This window comes from Bacillus sp. PSXD-155 (assembly GCF_049310765.1).
GTDB classification, from domain to species: domain Bacteria; phylum Bacillota; class Bacilli; order Bacillales; family Bacillaceae_G; genus Bacillus_A; species Bacillus_A cereus.
This window is the reverse complement of record NZ_JBMOWC010000031.1, coordinates 10,451-30,640: the sequence shown is the minus strand read 5'-3', so window position 1 is coordinate 30,640 and position 20,190 is coordinate 10,451. Positions and strand designations below refer to the sequence as shown.

Below are 20,190 nucleotides of genomic sequence, written 5' to 3'. Positions count from 1 at the left end.
TGCTTTAATAATGTAATTTATTTTTCTGTAAAAATAAAGACGGAAAACATAAAAAATATTAAAAGATTGTAAAAATACCGTGAATTTTGTTGAGAAATATTTATATAGATATAAAAAAAACCTTCCAAGTAATAAGGAAGGGGTTTTTGCTTAACTAATTTTTGAGTTAGGTGTTTCATCAATCTTATGAAACCCTTTCATGTAATATACGATTGCTAAGCCGATAAGCCAAATTGGGCCGACAATCAATGCAATTCGTGTATCTTCTGAATACGCCATTATACCTAGTACTAATACAAGGAAAACGAGTGAGAAATATGAGCTTAATGGGTATAAAGGCATTTTATACGATAACTTTTGTTTATTTTGAGTAGGTAAGCTTTTACGGAATTTAATTTGAGCGACTAATATAATTCCCCAAGTCCAAATTGCGCCGAAAGTTGAAATGCTAGTAAGCCATGTAAATACCTTTGCAGGTACGAGATAGTTTAATATAACACCAATGAGTAAAACGATAGCAGTTGCTACAATTCCTTGGCTTGGAATGCCATTTTTATTTAAACGACCAAATCTTTCAGGAGCTTTTTTCTGCTGAGCTAATGTAAATAGCATACGGCCTGTACTAAATAAACCGCCATTACAAGAAGAAAGAGCTGCTGTTAATACGACAAAATTAATAATACCTGCTGCTTTTGCGATACCAATTTGCTGGAATGTTAATACGAATGGGCTTCCTTTCTCACCAAGTTCGTTCCATGGATAAATTGCCATCATAACGAATAGAGCTCCTACGTAGAACAGTAATATTCTCCAAAACACGTTATCAATTGCTTTTGCGAGTGTTTTCTTCGGATTTTGAGCTTCACCAGCTGTAACACCGATTAATTCAACGCCTAAATAAGCGAATAGTACCATCTGCATGGAGAGTAGTAACCCAGAAAAACCATTTGGGAACCAGCCACCATGTGACCAAAGGTTTGAAATACCAGTAGCGATACCACCGTTTCCGAATCCGAATAAAATAATACCAGCTCCGACTACTATCATACAGATAATTGTGACAATTTTAATTAGAGCAAACCAAAACTCAAGTTCTCCAAATACTTTTACCGATAAGAAGTTAAAAGCGCTCATTAACAATAGAGCAAGTAACGCCCAAGTCCAGCGCGGGATATCTGGGAACCAGTACTGCATGTAAATGCCAGCTGCTGTAATTTCAGCCATACAAGTAACCACCCATAAGAACCAGTAATTCCAACCAGTAATATAACCAGCGAGTGGGCTGATATAATCATATGCATATTTACTAAAAGAACCGGCAACAGGTTGTTCAATTGCCATTTCCCCGAGAGCTCGCATAATGAAAAAAATAACGAGTCCGGCAATCATATAGCCTAGTAAAATAGAAGGACCGGCTAGTTTAATCGCGGAAGCGGATCCTAAAAATAGCCCAACGCCAATAGCTGAGCCCAGTGACATTAAAGTAATATGTCGTTCTTTTAAACCACGATTTAAAGTTCCAGATTTGTTTGTGTGCTGCATAAGAAGACTCCCCCTTGTAGAGTGAACGATATTTGAATGCCTTTACTAAATATTTAACTATTTCAAATTATAAAACATTTCTATCTGTTATGCTACAAAAATAATCATAATGAACTGTACTACATCTGTACTTGTCAGACTTAAACTTAAAATTCGAACTATTAGGGAATATGTTGACTCTTCTTTTTATTGATTGTTAAGATTAAGTATTATATTTTCTCACATACTAGTAAGAAAAAGAATGTGTGATAATAATTCAGGTGTAGGAAGGGTACATAAGCATGTTTCAATTACAAAAATATAACACTTCTGTGAAGCAAGAGTTTTTAGCTGGCATCACAACTTTTTTTACATTTGCGTATATTCTTGTCATCAATCCAAAAATATTATCTGATGCAGGTGTACCATTTGACCAAGCGTTTACAGCAACAATTATTGCAACCGTTGTTGGAACAGTAGGTATGGCGATTTTCGCGAATTACCCGATTGTTATTGCTCCAGCTATGGGAATGAATGCATATTTTGCTTATTCTGTTGTACAGAAGGCAGAAGGGATTACATATGTAGTTGCCTTTTCAGCTGTATTTGTGACGGGGATTATTTTTCTTTTATTATCTTTTACTTCGTTTAGGCAAAAGTTAATTTTAGCAATTCCTGATAGTTTAAAGCATGCAATTGCAGGTGGAATTGGACTATTTATTGCTTTTATTGGATTGCGCCTTTCTGGAATTATCGTGGATCATCCATCTAATTTAGTTACGATTGGTGATTTTCATTCTCCAGCTGTTATTTTAACTTTAATTGGTTTAATATTAGCGGCGGTATTAATGACATTACGTGTGAGTGGTGCATTATTTATTAGTATGATTGTGACAGGAGTTATCGCCTTCTTTACAGGGCAATTGAAGTTTGCTGATAAAATTGTGGCGATGCCTCATTTGCCAGAGGGTATTATCGTTTCAAACCCAATCAATGCATTTTCAGATGTAATTGAATACGGATTATATGGTGTTGTATTTTCATTTTTACTTGTACTTTTATTCGATACAACAGGTGCATTACTTGGTTTAATTAAACAAGCAGGTTTAATTACAGACAATACAGAGAAGCGTTTTGGTAAAGCGTTTATTGCAGATGCAATTGGCGGGACTACAGGTTCTATCTTTGGAACAAGCCCAACAGCAGCGACGATTGAATCGTCAGCAGGTATTGCTGCAGGTGGTAAAACTGGATTAACAGGGATTGTAGTTGTTGGTCTAACAATTATAACGGCATTTTTTAGTCCTGTTATTGCTTCTTTATCAAGTGTAGCCGCTATTACAGCTCCTTCGTTAATTATAGTAGGTAGTTTAATGGCACAAAGCATTCGAGATATTAATTGGAATGAATTTGAAGATGCGTTACCAGCATTTTTAATTTTTATAGGTATTCCGTTAACATCTAGTATTGCAAATGGAATCGCAATTGGATTTTTAGTATATCCAGTCTTGAAAATTGTGAAGGGTAAAGGGATGGAAGTACATCCATTACTATACTTATTTGCATTCTTATTTGGATGTCATTTATTCTTATAATATAAATATAGGAGAGGGCCTTCTTATGGGAGGCTCCCTTTTTGTGTATAATAAAGTGAAACTATAGGCAGTAGGGGATATCCTCACTGTGTATTAGCCCGCACCAATTGGAATAAGGTGAAAACTTAATTGATTTCGTAAAATATAAATTACTTAATGGAATATATATGTTACAATAGAGGTAGAGGAGGAACATGAATGGCTGTAAGTAAAATAAAAGTCGCGCGTGTTCAGTTAGATTTAACACAGCAACAATTAGCAGAAAAAGTAGGCGTTACAAGGCAAACGATTAGTTTAATTGAGAAGGGGAAATACAATCCATCTTTAGATTTATGTTTAAAAATTTGTTATGCAGTAGATAAAACGTTGAATGATTTGTTTTGGGAGGAAAAGGAGTGGTAGGATGAAAATCGTGAAAGATGAACGTTTAATGATTGAAGGGTTAAAACATATTAGATTAGCTTTCATCTTACAAAATATCGTCATACTAGCTATCGTCTTTTACCGCTATGTCTTGCAAGGGGCAGGATATGAAAATGTTTCGGATTTATTAATGGTATTTATGGGCGGGATAATAATTATTAACTTTTTAAATCTGAAAAATTCAGTGGAAGTGTATGAGCATACGGGCGGAGTGTCGCGTCGTTATTTTATGAAGCTATTATTCATTCCGGTGGGTATTATTATTGGGATTTTAGCTATTTGTATCGTTGTAACACCAGATATTTCGATAAAGGAAATTAGTATGACAGGACTTATTATGTTTGCTTGTTTTTTAGTTCCAAGTTTGTTTATATACATATATATGAAAAAAATAAAAAGAGAAGATTGAAATATAAGAAAGGCTTTCCTATATTGAGGAAAGCCTTTCTTATATCTTTTTATACAAAACTTTATGAAGGCCAATTGGTTCAATTTCAAAAATTTCACCATGCTCCTGAAAGCCTAATCGCTTGTAATAGTCAGTTACAGTAATTCGGCCATTACACCATAGGATGTTTGCTTTTCGTTCTTTTAAAACTTGTTCTGCCTTATGAATTAAGGAGCTTCCAGCTCTTTTGTTCCGAAAGTTAGGTAATGTTGCCATTCCTCGTAGTCTATAATGGATACCATTTTGTAAATCAGGATATATTTCTTTTGAGAAGGAAGCGATGCTAATCAACTCAGCGTTTATAAAGGCGCCTAAGTGGAATGTGTCTTTTTCGTAGTCAGAAGAGTATTTACAGTCTGCTAGGGACTGATTTGGACGCAACACCGCTTGGCGTAATAAGTGTGTCTCGGATGCATCAATATATTGCACAGTAATCATGTTATCATCCTTTCTTATAAACCTTTTTCTATAAGTTGTATAAAGAAGTATGCAGGTGCAGCTAGAAGGCCGAGTATACTAGCGGTTCCGAGGAAGAGTGAAAGTAAAAGGCATGAGTATTTAACTCCAGTTGATTTTTTCCAACCATAGCTGCAAATTTCAATGCTAACACCGATGAGAATAATGGCGATGAGTACTTCCGCTAATAATAAGAGAGCTAAAGTTACAATAGACATAATGTAATCCATCCTCATAATATGTGATAGTAACATTTTACCATATGAAGTTAAAAAAATGCCCCTCAATTATGTGAGGGGCATTTTTTACTCTAATATGTTTTTTAGTGTATCGATATGTTCTTTTGAACCTGTTACAAGTAATGTGTCACCGTGTTGTAGTCTTGTATCACCATGTGGTATTAATGCTTTGTTACCGCGGTAGATTTGAATGACAAGTACATCACCTAAAAATGGGAGGCGGCGAAGCGCAACGCCGTTATATTTATTGCTGCGCAGTTCAACTTCGCGTACTGTTTCGTTTGCTGTTGTAATTAAGCGAACGAGACTAGGTTTATCAATAAGCGCACGTAATAAAATACGTGTAGAGTTAATTGTTGAGAATACAGCGATATGTTCTTGCGTTGCTTTTTCTTGTAGAAGTGGATCTTCTACACTTGCAATAACATGTTCAACACCTAGCTCTTTTGCATGTTCTGCCAATAATAAGTTTTGTTCATCATCACTGGTTGCAACAACGACGCGATCTGCATCAAATGCTGTTTGTTCAGTTAATGATGCGATTGTGATGTCATCTAATTTTACGATAGGGAAGTCATGCGATTTCGCTTCTTCATCATTTATTTTGTTTTGACGCATCATATATAGCGTTACGTCATAATCTTCTCGTTTTAAATCTAGTGATAACGGAAGGGTAATTCTGCTCGCGCCAATAATAGCTACTTTTGGTTTTGGTGTTTCTACTTTTGGGAACATTTTTTTAAACAATATAGGTGCAAAAATACAAGTAATAACTGCGCTTAAAATAAGAGAGGCAGATAAACTTGGACTGATAATCCCCAGTTTTTCACCAATTTGTGCAGCCGCAATAACTAAAGAAAGTGTCGATGTTAATAAAATTGCACTTCCAAGTACTATATTACGTGGATACCATTTTCGTAAGACGAGTGATGGTAAGAGTTTTGAAATAAAGAGTCCTACAATTAAGATTGGGATCATTAGCATGCTAGAAGGTTCTTTGAAAATAGACCATACCTCTAGATTTACACCAACCATTACGAAGAAAATAGGGATGAAGAAACCATAGCCGATGGAATCAAGTTTTTCAACCATATCTTCATTTGGTGATAATAACGATACAAGTACACCTGCTAAGAAGGCACCTAAAATATTTTCTGCTCCAACAGATTCCGATAACCCTACTAATATTAAAATGAGTGCAAAAACAGCTCGTGTATCAATTTGTACACTACCAGCTTTTAAACTATCTAAGTATGGAATGTTTTTAAAGCGTTTTGCAATAAAGTAAATGACAATACCAGCACCGAATAGAAGAAGTAGGAGCCACATACTTTGGCCGCTTTCGGAATTTAATCCGACGAAAACAGCGAGTAAAATCATTGTAACTAAGTCTGCAATAACAGCAACTAATAAAATGATTTGTCCGATTGCAGTTTTTCCTAGGTTGTTTTCTTTTAATGTTGGTACAACAACACCTAAAGAAATAGTTGAAATAATTAAAGTCATGAACATTGCATTATCTACAAATCCTAGCCATACGAATAGTAATGATAGGGCATAAGATAAGATGAAAATAAATAAGAAGATAATGCTTGCTACTTGAAATGTATTTGGCTCGTTTGTCGTATTTTTTTTCCCTTTTTGTTTAAAGATAGAAAAATCAATTTCTAAACCGCTTAAGAACATGAGGAAGATAAATCCTAATGTTGATAAAACTTGAAGCCATATATCTGGCTCAATAATATTAAACCCACTTTTACCTACAAAGATTCCTGCAATAATTTCTGCAACGACAACAGGAAGTGCTTTTAATTTAAAGCGTTGTAACAAAAGGGGAACGAAAAACGCGATTGCAACGACAACCATAAGTGATAGAACAGAAGTATGATGTTCCATTGCGTTCTCTCCCTTCAAATAAATATAGTACCTATTTAGCCATATAATAGGTAGAAAAGCAACGCATATGGATTCGATTTCATAAAGAAAGATTTTTCTTAACATTTGTCATAATAAGTATATTTTTCATGATTCTGTTGTTAATTCCGTAATGTGGATGTAATAGGGGAGGGGATAAAAAAAGACTGCTGAGGAATCTCAGCAGTCTTTTTCATGTACATTACATTGAGAAGAAGATCCATACAGTTAAACCAACTGTTGCAGTTGCAACGAAGAAACTGTATATCATTGTAAGAATTTGAACTCTTCCTTCTCCTTCTTTTAAATGCATGAACATAATTAATTGTAACAATGCTTGCGCAACAGCCATTATGATAATAGTTGTTAAGACTGTTGAAAGTGGCAATGTTGTGTAAAGTGCCACGTATAACGCTAGAAACGTTAATGCAAGCGATAAAATAAATCCGAAAACGTGTGACCAAGGGAATCCGCTATGCGCATGCCCGTTTGCTTGATTGTTGTTTTGAGCCATTTACGCCACCATCCCGTTCAAGTAAACTAGTGTGTAAATAAAGACCCAAACTAGATCAAGGAAATGCCAGTATAAGCTGATAATGAATACTTTACGAGCTGTAACTGGTGTTAAACCTCGTTTTAAAATTTGGATAATAACACAAGTTGCCCAAATGATACCGCCTGTTACGTGGGCTCCGTGCGTTCCAAGAAGAACGAAGAATGCAGATAGGAAAGCACTTGTTTGAATTGTTGCGCCTTCACCGATGTACATAATGAACTCTTCGATTTCAAAGAATAGGAAACCTGCACCTAAAAGTAATGTAAGGATGAACCATCCAAGCATTGCTTTTTGGTTGTGCTTACGCATTTCGTGAATTACGATACCACATGTGAAACTACTTGTTAAAAGTAGTAATGTTTGAATTAAAAGCGTTTTAAGTTCAAACAGTTGCGCTGGAGTTGGGCCATCTGCCGTACGACCAGCAAGGACTAGATAAGAGGCGAAAAGTGTTGCGAACAGCATAATTTCAGCCCCAAGAAAAATCCAGAATCCTAGGATATTCAATCTGCTTTGTTCGGATTGATATTCCAAAGGTAAGCTTTTATCTAAAGCCGCCATGTCATTTCACCTCTCATGCTATATGTTCTGTTTCTTTAATTTCATCAACACTTACGTAGTAGCCATCATCATAATCGAATGAACGATAGATTAAGCAAGCTAAAATACCAACGCCGCCGATTGCTGCAAGCCAGAACCAGCTAAATACTAATGCGAAACCTGCAAGACCGAAGAATAAAGACGCAATAATAGGCACACCAGAGTTACTTGGCATGTGAATTGGTTTGATATCTTCTGCTGCTGGTGTAACTGTTTCTCCGCGTTTTTTCATGTACCAGAAAGCATCAGCTTCTTTGATTTCAGGAAGTTTCGCGAAGTTGTAATGTTGTACAGGAGATTGAGTTGCCCATTCAAGTGTACGGCCATCCCATGGATCTCCAGTTGTGTCACGTTCACCGTGACGTGCACTCCAAATTACGTTGTAGCAAAGAAGTAGGAAGCCAATACCCATCATTACCGCACCAACAGATGCGATTTGGTTTAGCCATCCCCATCCAAGACTTTCAGAGTAAGTGTACATACGACGAGTCATACCGTCTAAACCTAAGAAGTACATTGGGAAGAAACAGATGTTGAATCCGCTCATAAAGATCCAGAATGTCCATTTACCTAGGCGTTCATTTAACATATGACCAGTCATTTTTGGATACCAGAATGTGAATCCAGCAAGCATAGCGAATACTGTACCTGCGATTAATACGTAGTGGAAGTGAGCGATTAGGAAGTAGCTGTTATGGTATTGATAATCAGCTGCTGCCATTCCAAGCATAACCCCTGTAACCCCACCGACTACGAAGTTTGGAATAAATGCCAATGACCAAAGCATTGGAACTGTAAAACGGATACGTCCTTTATACAGTGTAAACAACCAGTTAAAGATCTTAACCCCGGTTGGAATCGAAATCGCCATTGTCGAAATCGAGAAGAATGAGTTAACCGCTGGACCTGCACCCATCGTGAAGAAGTGGTGAAGCCATACGACGAAACTTAGTAAAGAAATTGCAACCATTGAGTATACCATCGCACTGTAACCGAATAGACGCTTACGTGAGAATGTACTAATGATTTCAGAGAAAATACCGAATGCCGGTAAAATAACGATATATACTTCAGGGTGACCCCATACCCAGAACAGGTTGGCCCATAACATCGGCATACCGCCGCTCGCCATCGTAAAGAAGTGAGCATCGAATAGACGGTCAAATGTCATTAATGCAAGAGCAACTGTTAATACTGGGAAAGCGAAAATAATGATAATTGTTGTAATTAAGATTGACCAAGTAAACATTGGCATTCTCATTAAAGTCATACCAGGTGTACGCATTTTTAAGATAGTAACAAGGAAGTTAATACCGGTCATTAGCGTACCGAGACCTGAAATCTGTAATGCAATTGCGTAGTAGTTATTTCCTACGCCTGAAGTAAACTCTGTACCTGCCATTGGGAAGTAAGAAGTCCACCCAGCGTCTGGAGAACCACCGATTACGAAAGCGATGTTGAATAACATTGCTCCGACAAAGAATAACCAGAAACTTAAAGCATTTAAGAACGGATATGCAACGTCACGAGCACCAATTTGTAATGGTACTACAAGGTTCATTAATCCCATAACGAATGGCATTGCCATGAAAAGAATCATTACTGTACCATGCGTTGTAAAGATTCCGTTATAGTGTTCAGCGTTTAAATAAGTTGTTTCTGGGAATGTTAACTGTGCACGGATCATTAAACCATCCATACCACCACGGAATAACATGATAACCGCAGAAATAATATACATGGCTCCGATTTTTTTATGGTCAACAGTTGTCAACCATTCGTCCCAAAGCCATTTCCATTTTTTATACTTTGTTAGTACGAAAATGATTGCTAATGTCACAAGAACGATAGAAGCGTCTGCACCGTAAATAATCGGGTCACCTGTGACAAAGAATTCATCAAGCTTCACTGTGTTCACTCCAATCTGTTGGAATAATAGCTATTATTTTTTGTTTTTGTAGTAGTTGTAATCACAATATTCAAGTGATTTTGGATCTACATAACTTAAGTGGTGACTAGAGAATGTCATACGACCAACTACACCAGGTTTAACAATTTCGTTGTACTTAGCTTCTGTTAGTTTAGGAGCAGTTTCTTGTACTTCTTTAACCCACTTGTCATATTTCTCTTTAGTTTTCGCTTCAACTTCGAACTCCATGTGTGTGAATCCTTCACCAGAGAAGTTCGCACTACGGCCTAGGTAAGAACCTGGCTTGTCAGCTTGTAAATAAAGATCCATAATCATGCCATCCATTGTGTACTTCATACCACCAAGTTCTGGTACCCAGAAAGCATTCATTGGGCCGACAGAAGTCAGTTTGAATTGAATTGGTACACCAGCTGGGATGTTTAAATAGTTAACGGTTTCAATTTTTTCCTCTGGGTAACTGAATAACCATTTCCAGTTTGCAGATGTAACATAAATTTCAACTGGTTTAATATGTTTGGACTCTTTCGGAACCTCTTCCGAAGCATAAGTTGCTTTTACTGTTGGAATCGATAATGCGATAACGATAATAACAGGAACAAGCGTCCAAATAATTTCTAGTAATGTGTTACCGTGTTGTTCAGGTGGCTCATAGTCCATATTCTCTGGTTTTTCACGATAACGAATCAAGATGACTGTAAACAGAATGAATACAATTGCGATAATTAATGACATAAGCAAGAATGACCAAACAATTAAATCATACTGTGCTTTTGCAACAGGTCCTTGCGGATTTAATACTGCGAGTTTTTTATCACAGCCACCGAGGAACAGAAGTAATGATAACGGAAGAAGCGAAGCCAACTTCCAAAACGCTTTCTTTAGTTGCACGATTGAAAATCTCCTTTCTCCTTGGATTGAAACTATGCCAATAAAACAATATAAACCTATTAATTTATAGAAGGCAATAGTTTTTGATATATTGTTAAAAAATAGACACAAATGCACACTTTTTAAGGTGAATATCATTTGTAACTTGATTACATTGTAAACTATTTTCCAGAGAAAAACGTGATTGTGAAAATTTTAAGATAAATAAAGTTATACCAGGATATCCAAGAAATAGAAAAAAGCTATCTTATCATAAGAAAGATAGCTGAATATTTCGTATATTTAGTTTATTTCTTGTGTGACAGTTCGTGGCTGTTCAAGTGTGACAACTTTTTTATATTTAACTTGGTATAAAATGTAACAAATAATCATAAATGGAATGCCACAATAAAGAGCAATTCTTTGATCTGGAATGAAAGCCAAACTAACAAATGTAATGAAATTAAGTGAGAACGCTACGATTGGAACTAGCGGATAGAGCGGTGTACGATATTTTAAATCATTTATGTCGCCACCATTTTTCACGAAATTTCTACGGAAGAAAAACTGTGAAGCGGCGATTGACATCCACACGACAACAGCAGCCATCGCTGCAATAGATGTTAAAACTAGAAAGACAGTATCTGCCGCAAATACACTTGTTAATAAGGAAAGGCTAGCGAAAATTAGGCTGAAAATTAATGCATTTAGCGGTACACCTTTTTTAGTTAATTTCGTAAATGCTGGACTTGCCATTCCTTGTTTTGCCATCGCCCACAGCATACGAGAATTTGCGTATAGACCAGAGTTAGCAACGGATAATACAGCTGTAATAATAACGAAGTTCATAATGTCTGCTGCATATGGGACACCGGCTACATCAAATACAAGTACAAAGGGACTTTCGACTAGATTAGCCTCTTGCCACGGGAGTAAACCTACAACAACTGATATCGCTAAGACGAAGAAGAAGAGAGTTCGCCAAATTGTATTTTTGATTGCTTTTGGAATTGTTTTTTCAGGATTTTCACTTTCTCCTGAAGCGATTCCAATTAATTCTGTTCCTTGGAAGGAGTAATTTACTGTAATCATCGTAAGAAGAACAGCTAATGCACCGTTTGGAAATAGCCCGCCATTTTCAGTGAAATTATGAAGCATCGGAGCTGGCTTTCCATTAAAGTCTAGTAGACCGAACATAACAGCGCCACCAAGTACGATGAAAATAACAATTGTTGCAACTTTCACACTTGCGAACCAAAACTCTGCTTCTGCATATGCTTTTGCTGATAAAGCGTTTACGAGAAATAGCGCTGCTGCAAATGTAACGCACCAAATCCATGAAGAAACGTCTGGAAACCAGCGTTTCATTAAAATACTTACAGTTGTTAACTCTACGCCAACTGTAACAGCCCAATTTAGCCAATACATCCAACCGACAACAAATCCAAAACCAGGTGAAATGAATTTGCTTGCATAGCTTTGGAATGAACCTGCTTCTGGCATAGCAACGGATAATTCACCAAGACATAACATCGTTAAATACATAACAAATCCACCGACTAAAAATGCAAGAATAGCACCACCAGGTCCGGCATTATGGACAATTTGACCAGATCCCATAAATAGCCCGGTTCCGATAACACCACCGAGTGCAATCATAAATAGGTGTCTACTTTTCATTGTTCGTTTTAAATCTGTTTGTTCAATTTGTTGATTCATATGCCCCTCACCCCGTATTTTCTTGAATGTGTGAACTTCGTTTTATTCTGAGTTTTTAATCATTAGTGGGGGATGCAACACACACTCGGTTTATTTACTATAAAATGAATGGAGTATGTAAAAAAACGAACTATGACTAAATACTCTAAGAATGTTTGTTAACATGGTGATATCTTCACCATGTTAACAATTTTGATTTTAGCAAAATATTCTGGAAATGTATATTTATTTTTCTTTTTATTAAAAATAATTAGAATTTTTACAATTAATTCTATGAACGATAATTCACATGATCTTTCTAGCAAACTAGTAAGAAGAAGGGTACAATGATAAGAGTTGTGTCTGTAAAATAATAATTAATGGAGTTTTGTTTATAATGAAAAAGTTAAAATATCTTTTTGTTTTTGGGATTATACTTGCTGCTGCATTTTTTATAGGAAAAGATAAAATTATGCAAAAGGCGCAAGTTCTACGCTTAGAGTTTCTATCTGAAATGAAAGAAGCAGCTATGATTGAGGATGTTCCGTTTATTAAACAATTACCAGAATTACCTCGAGGATGTGAAGTGACAAGTTTAGCTATGTTGTTGCAATATAAAGGTGTACAAGTAGATAAGATGCAACTTGCTAGCGAAATTCATCGCGTTCCATTTGAACAAAATGGCGTACGGGGAAATCCTTACGAAGGGTTTGTTGGAAATATTTATACAAAGGCAGAGCCTGGATATGGTGTATATAATCAACCGATTTTTAATTTGGCAGAAAAATATGTTCCTGAAAAAGTAATTAATTTAACAGGTAGAGACATGCAAGATATATATAAAGTAATTAGTTCTGGTTCTCCGGTATGGGTCATTATTAATACGACGTTTAAGCCGCTAGCTGAAAGTAGTTTTGAAACATGGAATACGAGTTCAGGTGAAGTGAAAATTACATATTATGAGCATAGTGCAGTAGTAATTGGATATGATCAAAACTTTGTATATGTAAATGATCCTCTTAAAAATAATCCGCGTTTGGCTGTTCCGCGAGCAGAATTTGAGAAAGCTTGGGAGCAAATGGGAAAACAAGCAATTACTATTTTATAATAATGAAAAAGTCATCTTTTGGGTGGCTTTTTCTTTTTGGATTATTATTGCGGAAAATTCAGAAGATTCTTTTAAAAGTTAACAATTCACGTTATAATAACATTTAACTTGGTGAAGAAGGAGTGAAGGGGTATGGATGTTGCAAAGGAATTTGTTTTGTCAAAAAATCAGTTAGTTGAGTGGAGAAGGCATTTTCATAAGTATCCAGAGTTATCTTTTCAAGAAGAAAAAACATCGCAGTTTGTGTTCGATATACTTCGGAAATTCCCATATTTAGAAGTGTCACGGCCGACTAAATATAGTGTGATGGCAAAGTTAGTAGGTAAACATCCGGGCAAAACAGTTGCGGTTCGAGCCGATATGGATGCTCTTCCTATTCATGAAGAAAATGAGTTTAATTTTATTTCTACATATAAAGGTGTAATGCATGCATGTGGTCATGATGGACATATAGCGATATTACTTGGGGTTGTACATAAGTTAGTAGAAGAAAGAGAGAAGATTAAAGGGGAGATTCGTTTTCTATTCCAACATGCTGAAGAAAATTTCCCTGGTGGTGCAGAGGAGATGGTTGCTGCAGGTGTAATGGAAGGTGTGGATTATATTATTGGTGCTCACCTTTGGGCGTCGTTAGAGGTTGGGAAAATAGGCGTTATTTATGGTCCTGCAATGGCTGCACCAGATGTTTTTAAAATTAAGATAGAGGGAAAAGGTGGACATGCTGGAATCCCTCATGAAACGGTGGATAGTATTGCGATCGGAACACAAGTCGTTTCGCAACTTCAGCAAATTGTATCTCGCCTCACGAATCCATTAGATTCTCTCGTAATATCTGTTACACAATTTCATGCGGGGACAACTCATAATGTAATACCAGAGCAAGCGGAGATTGAAGGGACAGTGAGAAGTTTAAGACATGAATTACGAGGTGAAACAGAGAAGAAGATTGAGCGGATTGTGAAGTATATTACGGAATCTTACGGAGCGAAATATACATTTTCATATGAATATGGATATCGACCAGTTGTAAATGACTACGAAGCTACAGATCTTATTGAACAAACGGCATTACAACTTTATGGAAGGGATAGAGTTGTTCGTTTACAGCCGACGATGGCTGGAGAAGATTTTTCAGCGTTTTTACAAAAGGCACCGGGGACATTCTTTTTTATCGGAGCGGGAAATAAAGAGAAAGGTATTATATATCCTCACCATCACCCTCGTTTTACGATTGACGAAGATGCATTACCGATTGGAGTGGAAGTCTTTGTATCAGCCATTATGAATTTTATAAGTAAAGGAGAATGAGATGAAGAAAATACACATCCTAGCGCTTATTCCAGTTCTTTGTTTAGTAGTTGGGCCAATATTTGCGAATTCGGTTACTCCTTACGTATTAGGGATGCCCTTTTTATTATTTTGGGTATTATTATCAGTGTTTATTACATCTCTTTGTATGGGGCTTGTGTACGTGTTTGATCCTGCTAATAAGGAGGATGTAAAATGACTGCATTACTTATTATTATTTTATTTTTGTTTCTCGCACTATTTTTAGGGATTCGGGCACAACATGGAAAAGATATGAATTTAGAGCAATGGTCAGTTGGAGGAAGAGGGTTTGGCACTATTTTTGTTTTTCTCCTTATGGCAGGTGAAATTTATACGACGTTTACATTTTTAGGAGGAAGCGGCTGGGCATATAGTAAAGGCGCACCTACCTTTTATATTTTAGGCTATGGCGCTTTAGCTTATCTTTTATCGTATTTTTTATTACCACCGATTTGGAAGTATGCAAAAGAGCATAACCTTGTTTCGCAGTCGGATTTTTTTGCGAAGAAATACAGAAGTAAGGCGCTTGGACTTATTGTTTCAATTGTTGGTGTTGTTTCCATCATCCCATATCTTGTTTTACAGTTAAAGGGACTGGGAATTATCGTTTCAGAAGCGTCTTACGGAAGGGTATCACCTGTTGTTGCGGTTTGGATTGGTGCCATTGTTATAACTATATATGTAATGGTTTCAGGTATACACGGTTCAGCTTGGACGGCTGCTTTGAAGGATATTATGATACTGTTTATCGTTATGTTTTTAGGTATATATTTACCGTATCATTATTATGGAGGATTTCAGCCGATGTTTGAAGCTGTAGAAGCAGCGAAACCAGGATTTTTATCTTTACCTGAAGAAGGAATGAGTATTTCTTGGTTTGTTTCTACTATTATATTAACGGCCCTCGGTTTCTATATGTGGCCTCATACATTTGCTTCTGCTTTTTCTGCAAAAAATGAAAAAGTATTTCGTAAAAATGCAGCAATTATGCCATTGTATTCTTTAGTGTTACTCTTCGTATTTTTCGCAGGGTTTGCTGCTATATTGCAAGTTCCTGGGTTAAAGGGAGCGGATGTAGATCTTTCGTTAGTCCGTCTTGCTTTACAAACTTTTGATCCTTGGTTTATTGGGATTATTGGTAGTGCGGGAGTATTAACGGCATTGGTTCCAGGCTCTATGCTTGTTATGGCGGCTTCTACACTGTTAGCAAAAAATATTTATCGAACGATTGTTCCATCTGCTTCAGATAGACAAGTTGCTAAGATGGCAAAATTATTTGTGCCTGTAGTAACGCTCGTGGCAGTTTTATTTACATTTAAAGGAGGGGAAACAATAGGAGCGCTTCTCTTAATGGGGTACAGTATCGTTACGCAACTTTTCCCTGCACTTGTATGTAGCTTGTTTCCACGCCAAATTGTTACGAAGCAAGGAGCGATTGCAGGAATGGGAGTTGGGCTATTAGTGGTCGCATATATTACCTTATCTGGCTCAACTATAGCTACGATGTTTCCGAGTTTTCCGCAGTATATAAAAGATTTGAATGTGGGCATAGTCGCATTGTTAATTAATATGATTGTGATGTTTGTAGTTAGTGGATTTACAAAAGGTGTATTTATAAAGAAAAACACTACAATAGTAGAAAAGTAATTCGTTTATTGGAGCTATCTTTGCAAAGAGATAGCTCTTTTTTGTATATATTTTCTTCTATTAGCGGAATCTAACTAAAAACTTGTTGAAAAGGAAGTTAGGTGGGGAAATTGTTAGAGCTTGAAGGTAACTTATTTGAAGTTATGAAAGAAATTAGGGATGAGTTAGGTTCACCTAATGATTTAACAATTAGAGAAGTTGCTCTTGCTGGGAGTTTTACACGTTGTGCGGTTGTGTTTTTATGTGGATTGACAGATAAGGATAATGTTTATAAATATGTCATTCGCACACTGCAATACGAAGAAATTATAAATGAGGAAGCTGTTGTTCAAACGTTATTGGATCGTTTTATTTCTATCGCAGAAGTGGGTGTAAAGAAGAAGTTTCCAGATATTATGAATGCGATATTAGCGGGAGATACAGTTATATTAATTGATAATATTCAAACCGCTATCGTTATTAATAGTAGAGCTTGGGAGAAGAGAAGTTTAGAACCACCAGTGACAGAAGATTTAATACGCGGACCGAGAGTTGGATTAAATGAAGATATTAATGTGAATAAAATGTTAATCCGACGCGGTTTACGTGATCCAAAGTTGAGGTTCCAATCTTATATTATGGGGAAGCGATCGCAGAAAGAAGTAACCCTAGTATATATAGAGGATATTATTAATCCTCACATTGTAAAAGAGTTAGATCGCCGTCTTCAATCAATAGTGACAGATGTCGTTTTGGAAACAGGTACGATTGAACAATTAATTCAGGATAATAATTTATCCCCATTTCCACAGTTTTTGAATACAGAGAGGCCTGATAATATTATAGCCTCATTAGCGAAAGGGAAAGCGGCCATTTTAGTAGATGGATCCCCGTTTGCTCTTATTGCACCACTTGTGTTTGTTGATATTTTTCAATCTGTAGAAGATCATTACGAGCGCTGGGTGATTGGAACGTTATTAAGATTTTTACGTATGGGTTCAGGTATAATTGCGGTTTTGTTACCAGCTATGTATGTAGCACTTGTATCTTATCATCAAGGACTTATTCCTTCTAAACTGGCTTATTCAATTGCAGGTGCGAGGGAAGGTGTTCCATTTCCAGCATATATTGAAACGTTAATGATGGCCTTGACTATGGAATTAATACGAGAAGCTGGAATCCGATTGCCGAAACCGATGGGACAAACGATAGGGATTGTAGGAGGTCTTGTAATTGGAGAAGCTGCGGTAAATGCAGGGATTGTAAATCCGTTTTTAGTTATTATTATTGCGGTTACTGCGATTGCTACGTTTTCGCTTCCTGTATATAGTATTACGATTACGTTCCGAATTTTACTTTTCGTCTTTGTATTAGCTGCAACGGCTTTTGGGTTGTATGGGATCATTCTAGCTCTGATCGCACTTGCTATTCATATTACAAATTTAACAAGTGTTGGTATACCGTATACAACTCCAATTGCTCCTGCATTTTATAAAGATTGGAAAGAAGAATTTATTCGCATGCCAAAATCGATGTTGAAAGATAGACCAGAGTACTTACAAACAAAAGATTCTACAATACGTCCAAAGGAGCGAAAATAAGTGAAACCATTTGAGTATGGCGATGAAGAGATTGGATCTCGGGAAATTGGGTTTGCGGTATCATCGACCATTATTGGTATAGGGGCATTGTCTATGCCAAGAGATATCGCTAACCAAACTTTATTTTCGGACGGTTGGATTATCTTGCTTTTGGGTGGATTGATCTGCGCAGTTTTAGGTTGGTTTGTGACGAGAGTGGCTATCTTATTTCCGAAACAAAATTTTGTTCAATATACGAGTGCGCATTTGACGAAGCCTGTTGCATACACAATTAGTAGTATTTTAGTATTAACGTTTGCTGCTTTGACAGCATATGAATCGCGAATGATTTCAGTTATTTCTCAAACGTATTTATTTAGTGATACACCGATACAACTACTGTCTTTCTTCTTCTTATTAGTTGTTATTTATGGAATAGCAGGATCAAGAGCAGCCTTATTAAGGTTAAATGTTTTATTCTTACCTATTGTTTTAATTGCGATAGTACTTCTTTCTTTATTGAATATAAATTTAATGGAAATAAATAATTTACTACCAGCTTTTCAAACGAAAGTAAGTCAATATGCTGTTGGAGTTAAAAATTCTATTTTTACGTTTATTGGATTTGAAGTAGCTTTATTTTATGCGGTGTTGCTAAATGATAAGACAGCGAAAAAAGCGCCAATGGCAGTCGCGAAAGCGGTGATGGTAAACGTACTGTCATACATTTTAATTTATGTAACTTGTATTAGCGTTTTTACTTATATGACAACACGTGGATTGACATATCCAACAATTGAATTAGGGAAAGAAATTGAAATTGGGGGAGGATTTTTAGAAAGGTTTGATGCGATTTTTTTTACGACTTGGATTATTACAATTTATAACACTACAGCAATGTATTATGACGTCGCATCTTTATTGTTTTGTGCTATGTTTCCGAAAGTGAAGAAACATATTTTTATTTTCGTAAGTGCCCCTATTATTTTTATGGTGAATATGATACCTAGTAGTTTGAATACTTTATCAAGTTATGGGACTTATTTAGCTTGGATAGATATGGGGTTTGTTGTGTTAGCTCCTTTGCTCGTTTTAATTATATATAAAATAAAAAGAAGGAATGGTGGCAATGAAACACCTTCTTAAAATTATAATGGTTATGGCTTTAACTGGATTTATGAGTGGGTGTTCTGAGTTAGAAGAGATAGAAGAAAGAGGATTTGTAGTAGGAGCGGCTTACGATATCGTGAAGGAGAAGAAAGCGAATCCAATTATGAAAGGGACCTATCAGATGGTACTCCCTAGTAAATTGTCTCAACAGGGCGGACAAGGGGGTGGGGATAGCGAAAATTATATTAATGTTAGTGCAAAAGCAGATAGTGTATTTGAACAAATAAGAATAATCGCAAAAAAAATTAGTCGTACATTATTTTTCCCTCATATACAGGTGATTATTTTCTCTGAAGAATTACTTTCACATCCATACATTTTACAAAATACGTTAGATGTATATATTCGCGATCATGAGATGAGAAGAAATATTCGTTTGTTCGTTTCTAATAAAAATGCCGAAGCTATTTTAAAACAAAGTGCCAAGCCTGAAAATTTACCGGCGCAGTATATTGATATGTTAGCTGAACACCCTCCGAAAAATGCCCAAATGATTGAGGCTGCAAGAATTGGTGAGGTGCAGGAAAAGATGATCTCTAACCGAAGTTTTGTATTGCCTATTCTGGAACTAACAAAGCAAGGAGTACAAATGAACGGTGCAGCATTGTTTCGTGGAAAGGATAATAAGTGTGTAGGCAATTTGAGTGGGGAAGAAACATTAGGGATGAATTATATAATAGGTAAAAAAATTGGAGGTTTTTTTACCATCCGTAAAAAGAATCAACTTATTACATATGAAATTCATAAGTTACGTCGAAAAATTAAAGTATCCACAACGAATGCTACAAAACCGAAATTTAATATTCATTTATTTCTGGAAGGTACAATAGCTGAGTTGCACTTTAGTGATCATAAAAAGGTTTTGAATGAAAAGCGTTTAGAGAAGGATATATCGGAAGAAATGGAGGAGCGTATTCAAAAATCGATTAAGCTTGTTCAAAAAAAATATAAGGTAGATGTATTAGAGTTAGGGGAAGTGTATAAGAGACATAATTATAAAGAATGGACAAAAATAAGTAAGAATTGGGATCAAGGCGAAAATTACTTTAGTAATGCTGAAATTACTGTTCACGTTCATCCAACAATTGAACATTCAGGTTCAGCTTTACCGAAAAGAGTGAAATAAGGTG

At 36.2% G+C, this 20,190-nt stretch carries 19 protein-coding genes; 10 read left to right on the top strand and 9 right to left on the bottom strand.

Annotation, left to right across the window (positions count from 1 at the left end; all coding sequences use genetic code 11):
- Positions 1-150: 150 nt before the first annotated feature.
- Positions 151-1,542 (bottom strand): amino acid permease, encoded by a 1,392-nt coding sequence (locus ACO6VI_RS24425; RefSeq protein WP_001164901.1) that lies wholly within the window; start codon positions 1,540-1,542, stop codon positions 151-153.
- A 281-nt stretch (positions 1,543-1,823) separates the two neighbouring features.
- Here ACO6VI_RS24425 and ACO6VI_RS24420 point away from each other — a divergent pair, with 281 nt between their 5' ends.
- From ACO6VI_RS24420 to ACO6VI_RS24410, 3 genes are all read left to right on the top strand, one after another.
- Positions 1,824-3,116, top strand: a complete 1,293-nt coding sequence (locus ACO6VI_RS24420) for an NCS2 family permease (RefSeq protein WP_023521191.1) — start codon at positions 1,824-1,826, stop codon at positions 3,114-3,116.
- Positions 3,117-3,314: 198 nt separating this feature from the next.
- Positions 3,315-3,518, top strand: a complete 204-nt coding sequence (locus ACO6VI_RS24415) for a helix-turn-helix transcriptional regulator (protein ID WP_000301183.1) — start codon at positions 3,315-3,317, stop codon at positions 3,516-3,518.
- A 1-nt stretch (position 3,519) separates the two neighbouring features.
- Positions 3,520-3,948, top strand: a complete 429-nt coding sequence (locus ACO6VI_RS24410; RefSeq protein ID WP_063546476.1) for a hypothetical protein — start codon at positions 3,520-3,522, stop codon at positions 3,946-3,948.
- A gap of 39 nt (positions 3,949-3,987) precedes the next feature.
- Here ACO6VI_RS24410 and ACO6VI_RS24405 read toward each other — a convergent pair whose 3' ends face one another.
- The 8 genes from ACO6VI_RS24405 to ACO6VI_RS24370 all read right to left on the bottom strand — a co-directional run bounded on the left by ACO6VI_RS24405 (position 3,988) and on the right by ACO6VI_RS24370 (position 12,268).
- Positions 3,988-4,425 (bottom strand): GNAT family N-acetyltransferase, encoded by a 438-nt coding sequence (locus ACO6VI_RS24405; protein WP_023521193.1) that lies wholly within the window; start codon positions 4,423-4,425, stop codon positions 3,988-3,990.
- Positions 4,426-4,439: 14 nt separating this feature from the next.
- Entirely contained in the window at positions 4,440-4,697 is a 258-nt protein-coding gene (locus ACO6VI_RS24400; RefSeq protein WP_071732208.1) for a DUF4022 family protein, read from the bottom strand.
- 51 nt (positions 4,698-4,748) lie between these two features.
- A complete protein-coding gene (locus ACO6VI_RS24395) occupies positions 4,749-6,578 on the bottom strand; it encodes a monovalent cation:proton antiporter family protein (protein WP_063546478.1) in 1,830 nt (609 codons plus the stop codon).
- A gap of 220 nt (positions 6,579-6,798) precedes the next feature.
- Complete coding sequence (gene qoxD / locus ACO6VI_RS24390) at positions 6,799-7,110, bottom strand: cytochrome aa3 quinol oxidase subunit IV (protein WP_000068425.1); 312 nt, start codon at positions 7,108-7,110, stop codon at positions 6,799-6,801.
- Complete coding sequence (gene qoxC / locus ACO6VI_RS24385) at positions 7,111-7,713, bottom strand: cytochrome aa3 quinol oxidase subunit III (RefSeq protein WP_000729314.1); 603 nt, start codon at positions 7,711-7,713, stop codon at positions 7,111-7,113.
- A gap of 13 nt (positions 7,714-7,726) precedes the next feature.
- On the bottom strand, positions 7,727-9,661 hold the full coding sequence (qoxB, locus tag ACO6VI_RS24380) for a cytochrome aa3 quinol oxidase subunit I (RefSeq protein ID WP_000762374.1): 1,935 nt from the start codon (positions 9,659-9,661) through the stop codon (positions 7,727-7,729).
- A gap of 33 nt (positions 9,662-9,694) precedes the next feature.
- Complete coding sequence (locus ACO6VI_RS24375) at positions 9,695-10,570, bottom strand: cytochrome aa3 quinol oxidase subunit II (protein ID WP_001176165.1); 876 nt, start codon at positions 10,568-10,570, stop codon at positions 9,695-9,697.
- A gap of 282 nt (positions 10,571-10,852) precedes the next feature.
- Positions 10,853-12,268, bottom strand: a complete 1,416-nt coding sequence (locus tag ACO6VI_RS24370) for an amino acid permease (RefSeq protein WP_023521196.1) — start codon at positions 12,266-12,268, stop codon at positions 10,853-10,855.
- Positions 12,269-12,644: 376 nt separating this feature from the next.
- On the opposite strand from ACO6VI_RS24370, the gene ACO6VI_RS24365 reads away from it, so the two are divergent.
- The 7 genes from ACO6VI_RS24365 to gerLC all read left to right on the top strand — a co-directional run bounded on the left by ACO6VI_RS24365 (position 12,645) and on the right by gerLC (position 20,186).
- On the top strand, positions 12,645-13,355 hold the full coding sequence (locus tag ACO6VI_RS24365) for a C39 family peptidase (protein WP_000734491.1): 711 nt from the start codon (positions 12,645-12,647) through the stop codon (positions 13,353-13,355).
- Positions 13,356-13,487: 132 nt separating this feature from the next.
- Positions 13,488-14,663, top strand: a complete 1,176-nt coding sequence (locus ACO6VI_RS24360) for an amidohydrolase (RefSeq protein WP_000382087.1) — start codon at positions 13,488-13,490, stop codon at positions 14,661-14,663.
- 1 nt (position 14,664) lies between these two features.
- Entirely contained in the window at positions 14,665-14,862 is a 198-nt protein-coding gene (locus tag ACO6VI_RS24355; RefSeq protein ID WP_000719836.1) for a DUF3311 domain-containing protein, read from the top strand.
- Positions 14,859-16,331 carry a sodium:solute symporter family protein gene (locus tag ACO6VI_RS24350; RefSeq protein ID WP_063546480.1) on the top strand — a complete coding sequence of 491 codons (1,473 nt, stop codon included), beginning with the start codon at positions 14,859-14,861 and terminating at the stop codon, positions 16,329-16,331. Before ACO6VI_RS24355 ends, ACO6VI_RS24350 begins: the two co-directional genes overlap by 4 nt.
- 101 nt (positions 16,332-16,432) lie before the next feature.
- Positions 16,433-17,911 carry a spore germination protein GerLA gene (gene gerLA / locus ACO6VI_RS24345; RefSeq protein WP_003269520.1) on the top strand — a complete coding sequence of 493 codons (1,479 nt, stop codon included), beginning with the start codon at positions 16,433-16,435 and terminating at the stop codon, positions 17,909-17,911.
- Entirely contained in the window at positions 17,912-19,036 is a 1,125-nt protein-coding gene (gene gerLB / locus ACO6VI_RS24340) for a spore germination protein GerLB (protein WP_000802006.1), read from the top strand.
- Positions 19,020-20,186, top strand: a complete 1,167-nt coding sequence (gene gerLC / locus ACO6VI_RS24335; RefSeq protein ID WP_023521200.1) for a spore germination protein GerLC — start codon at positions 19,020-19,022, stop codon at positions 20,184-20,186. The genes gerLB and gerLC overlap by 17 nt, the downstream gene beginning before the upstream one ends.
- The last annotated feature ends 4 nt before the right edge of the window (positions 20,187-20,190 follow it).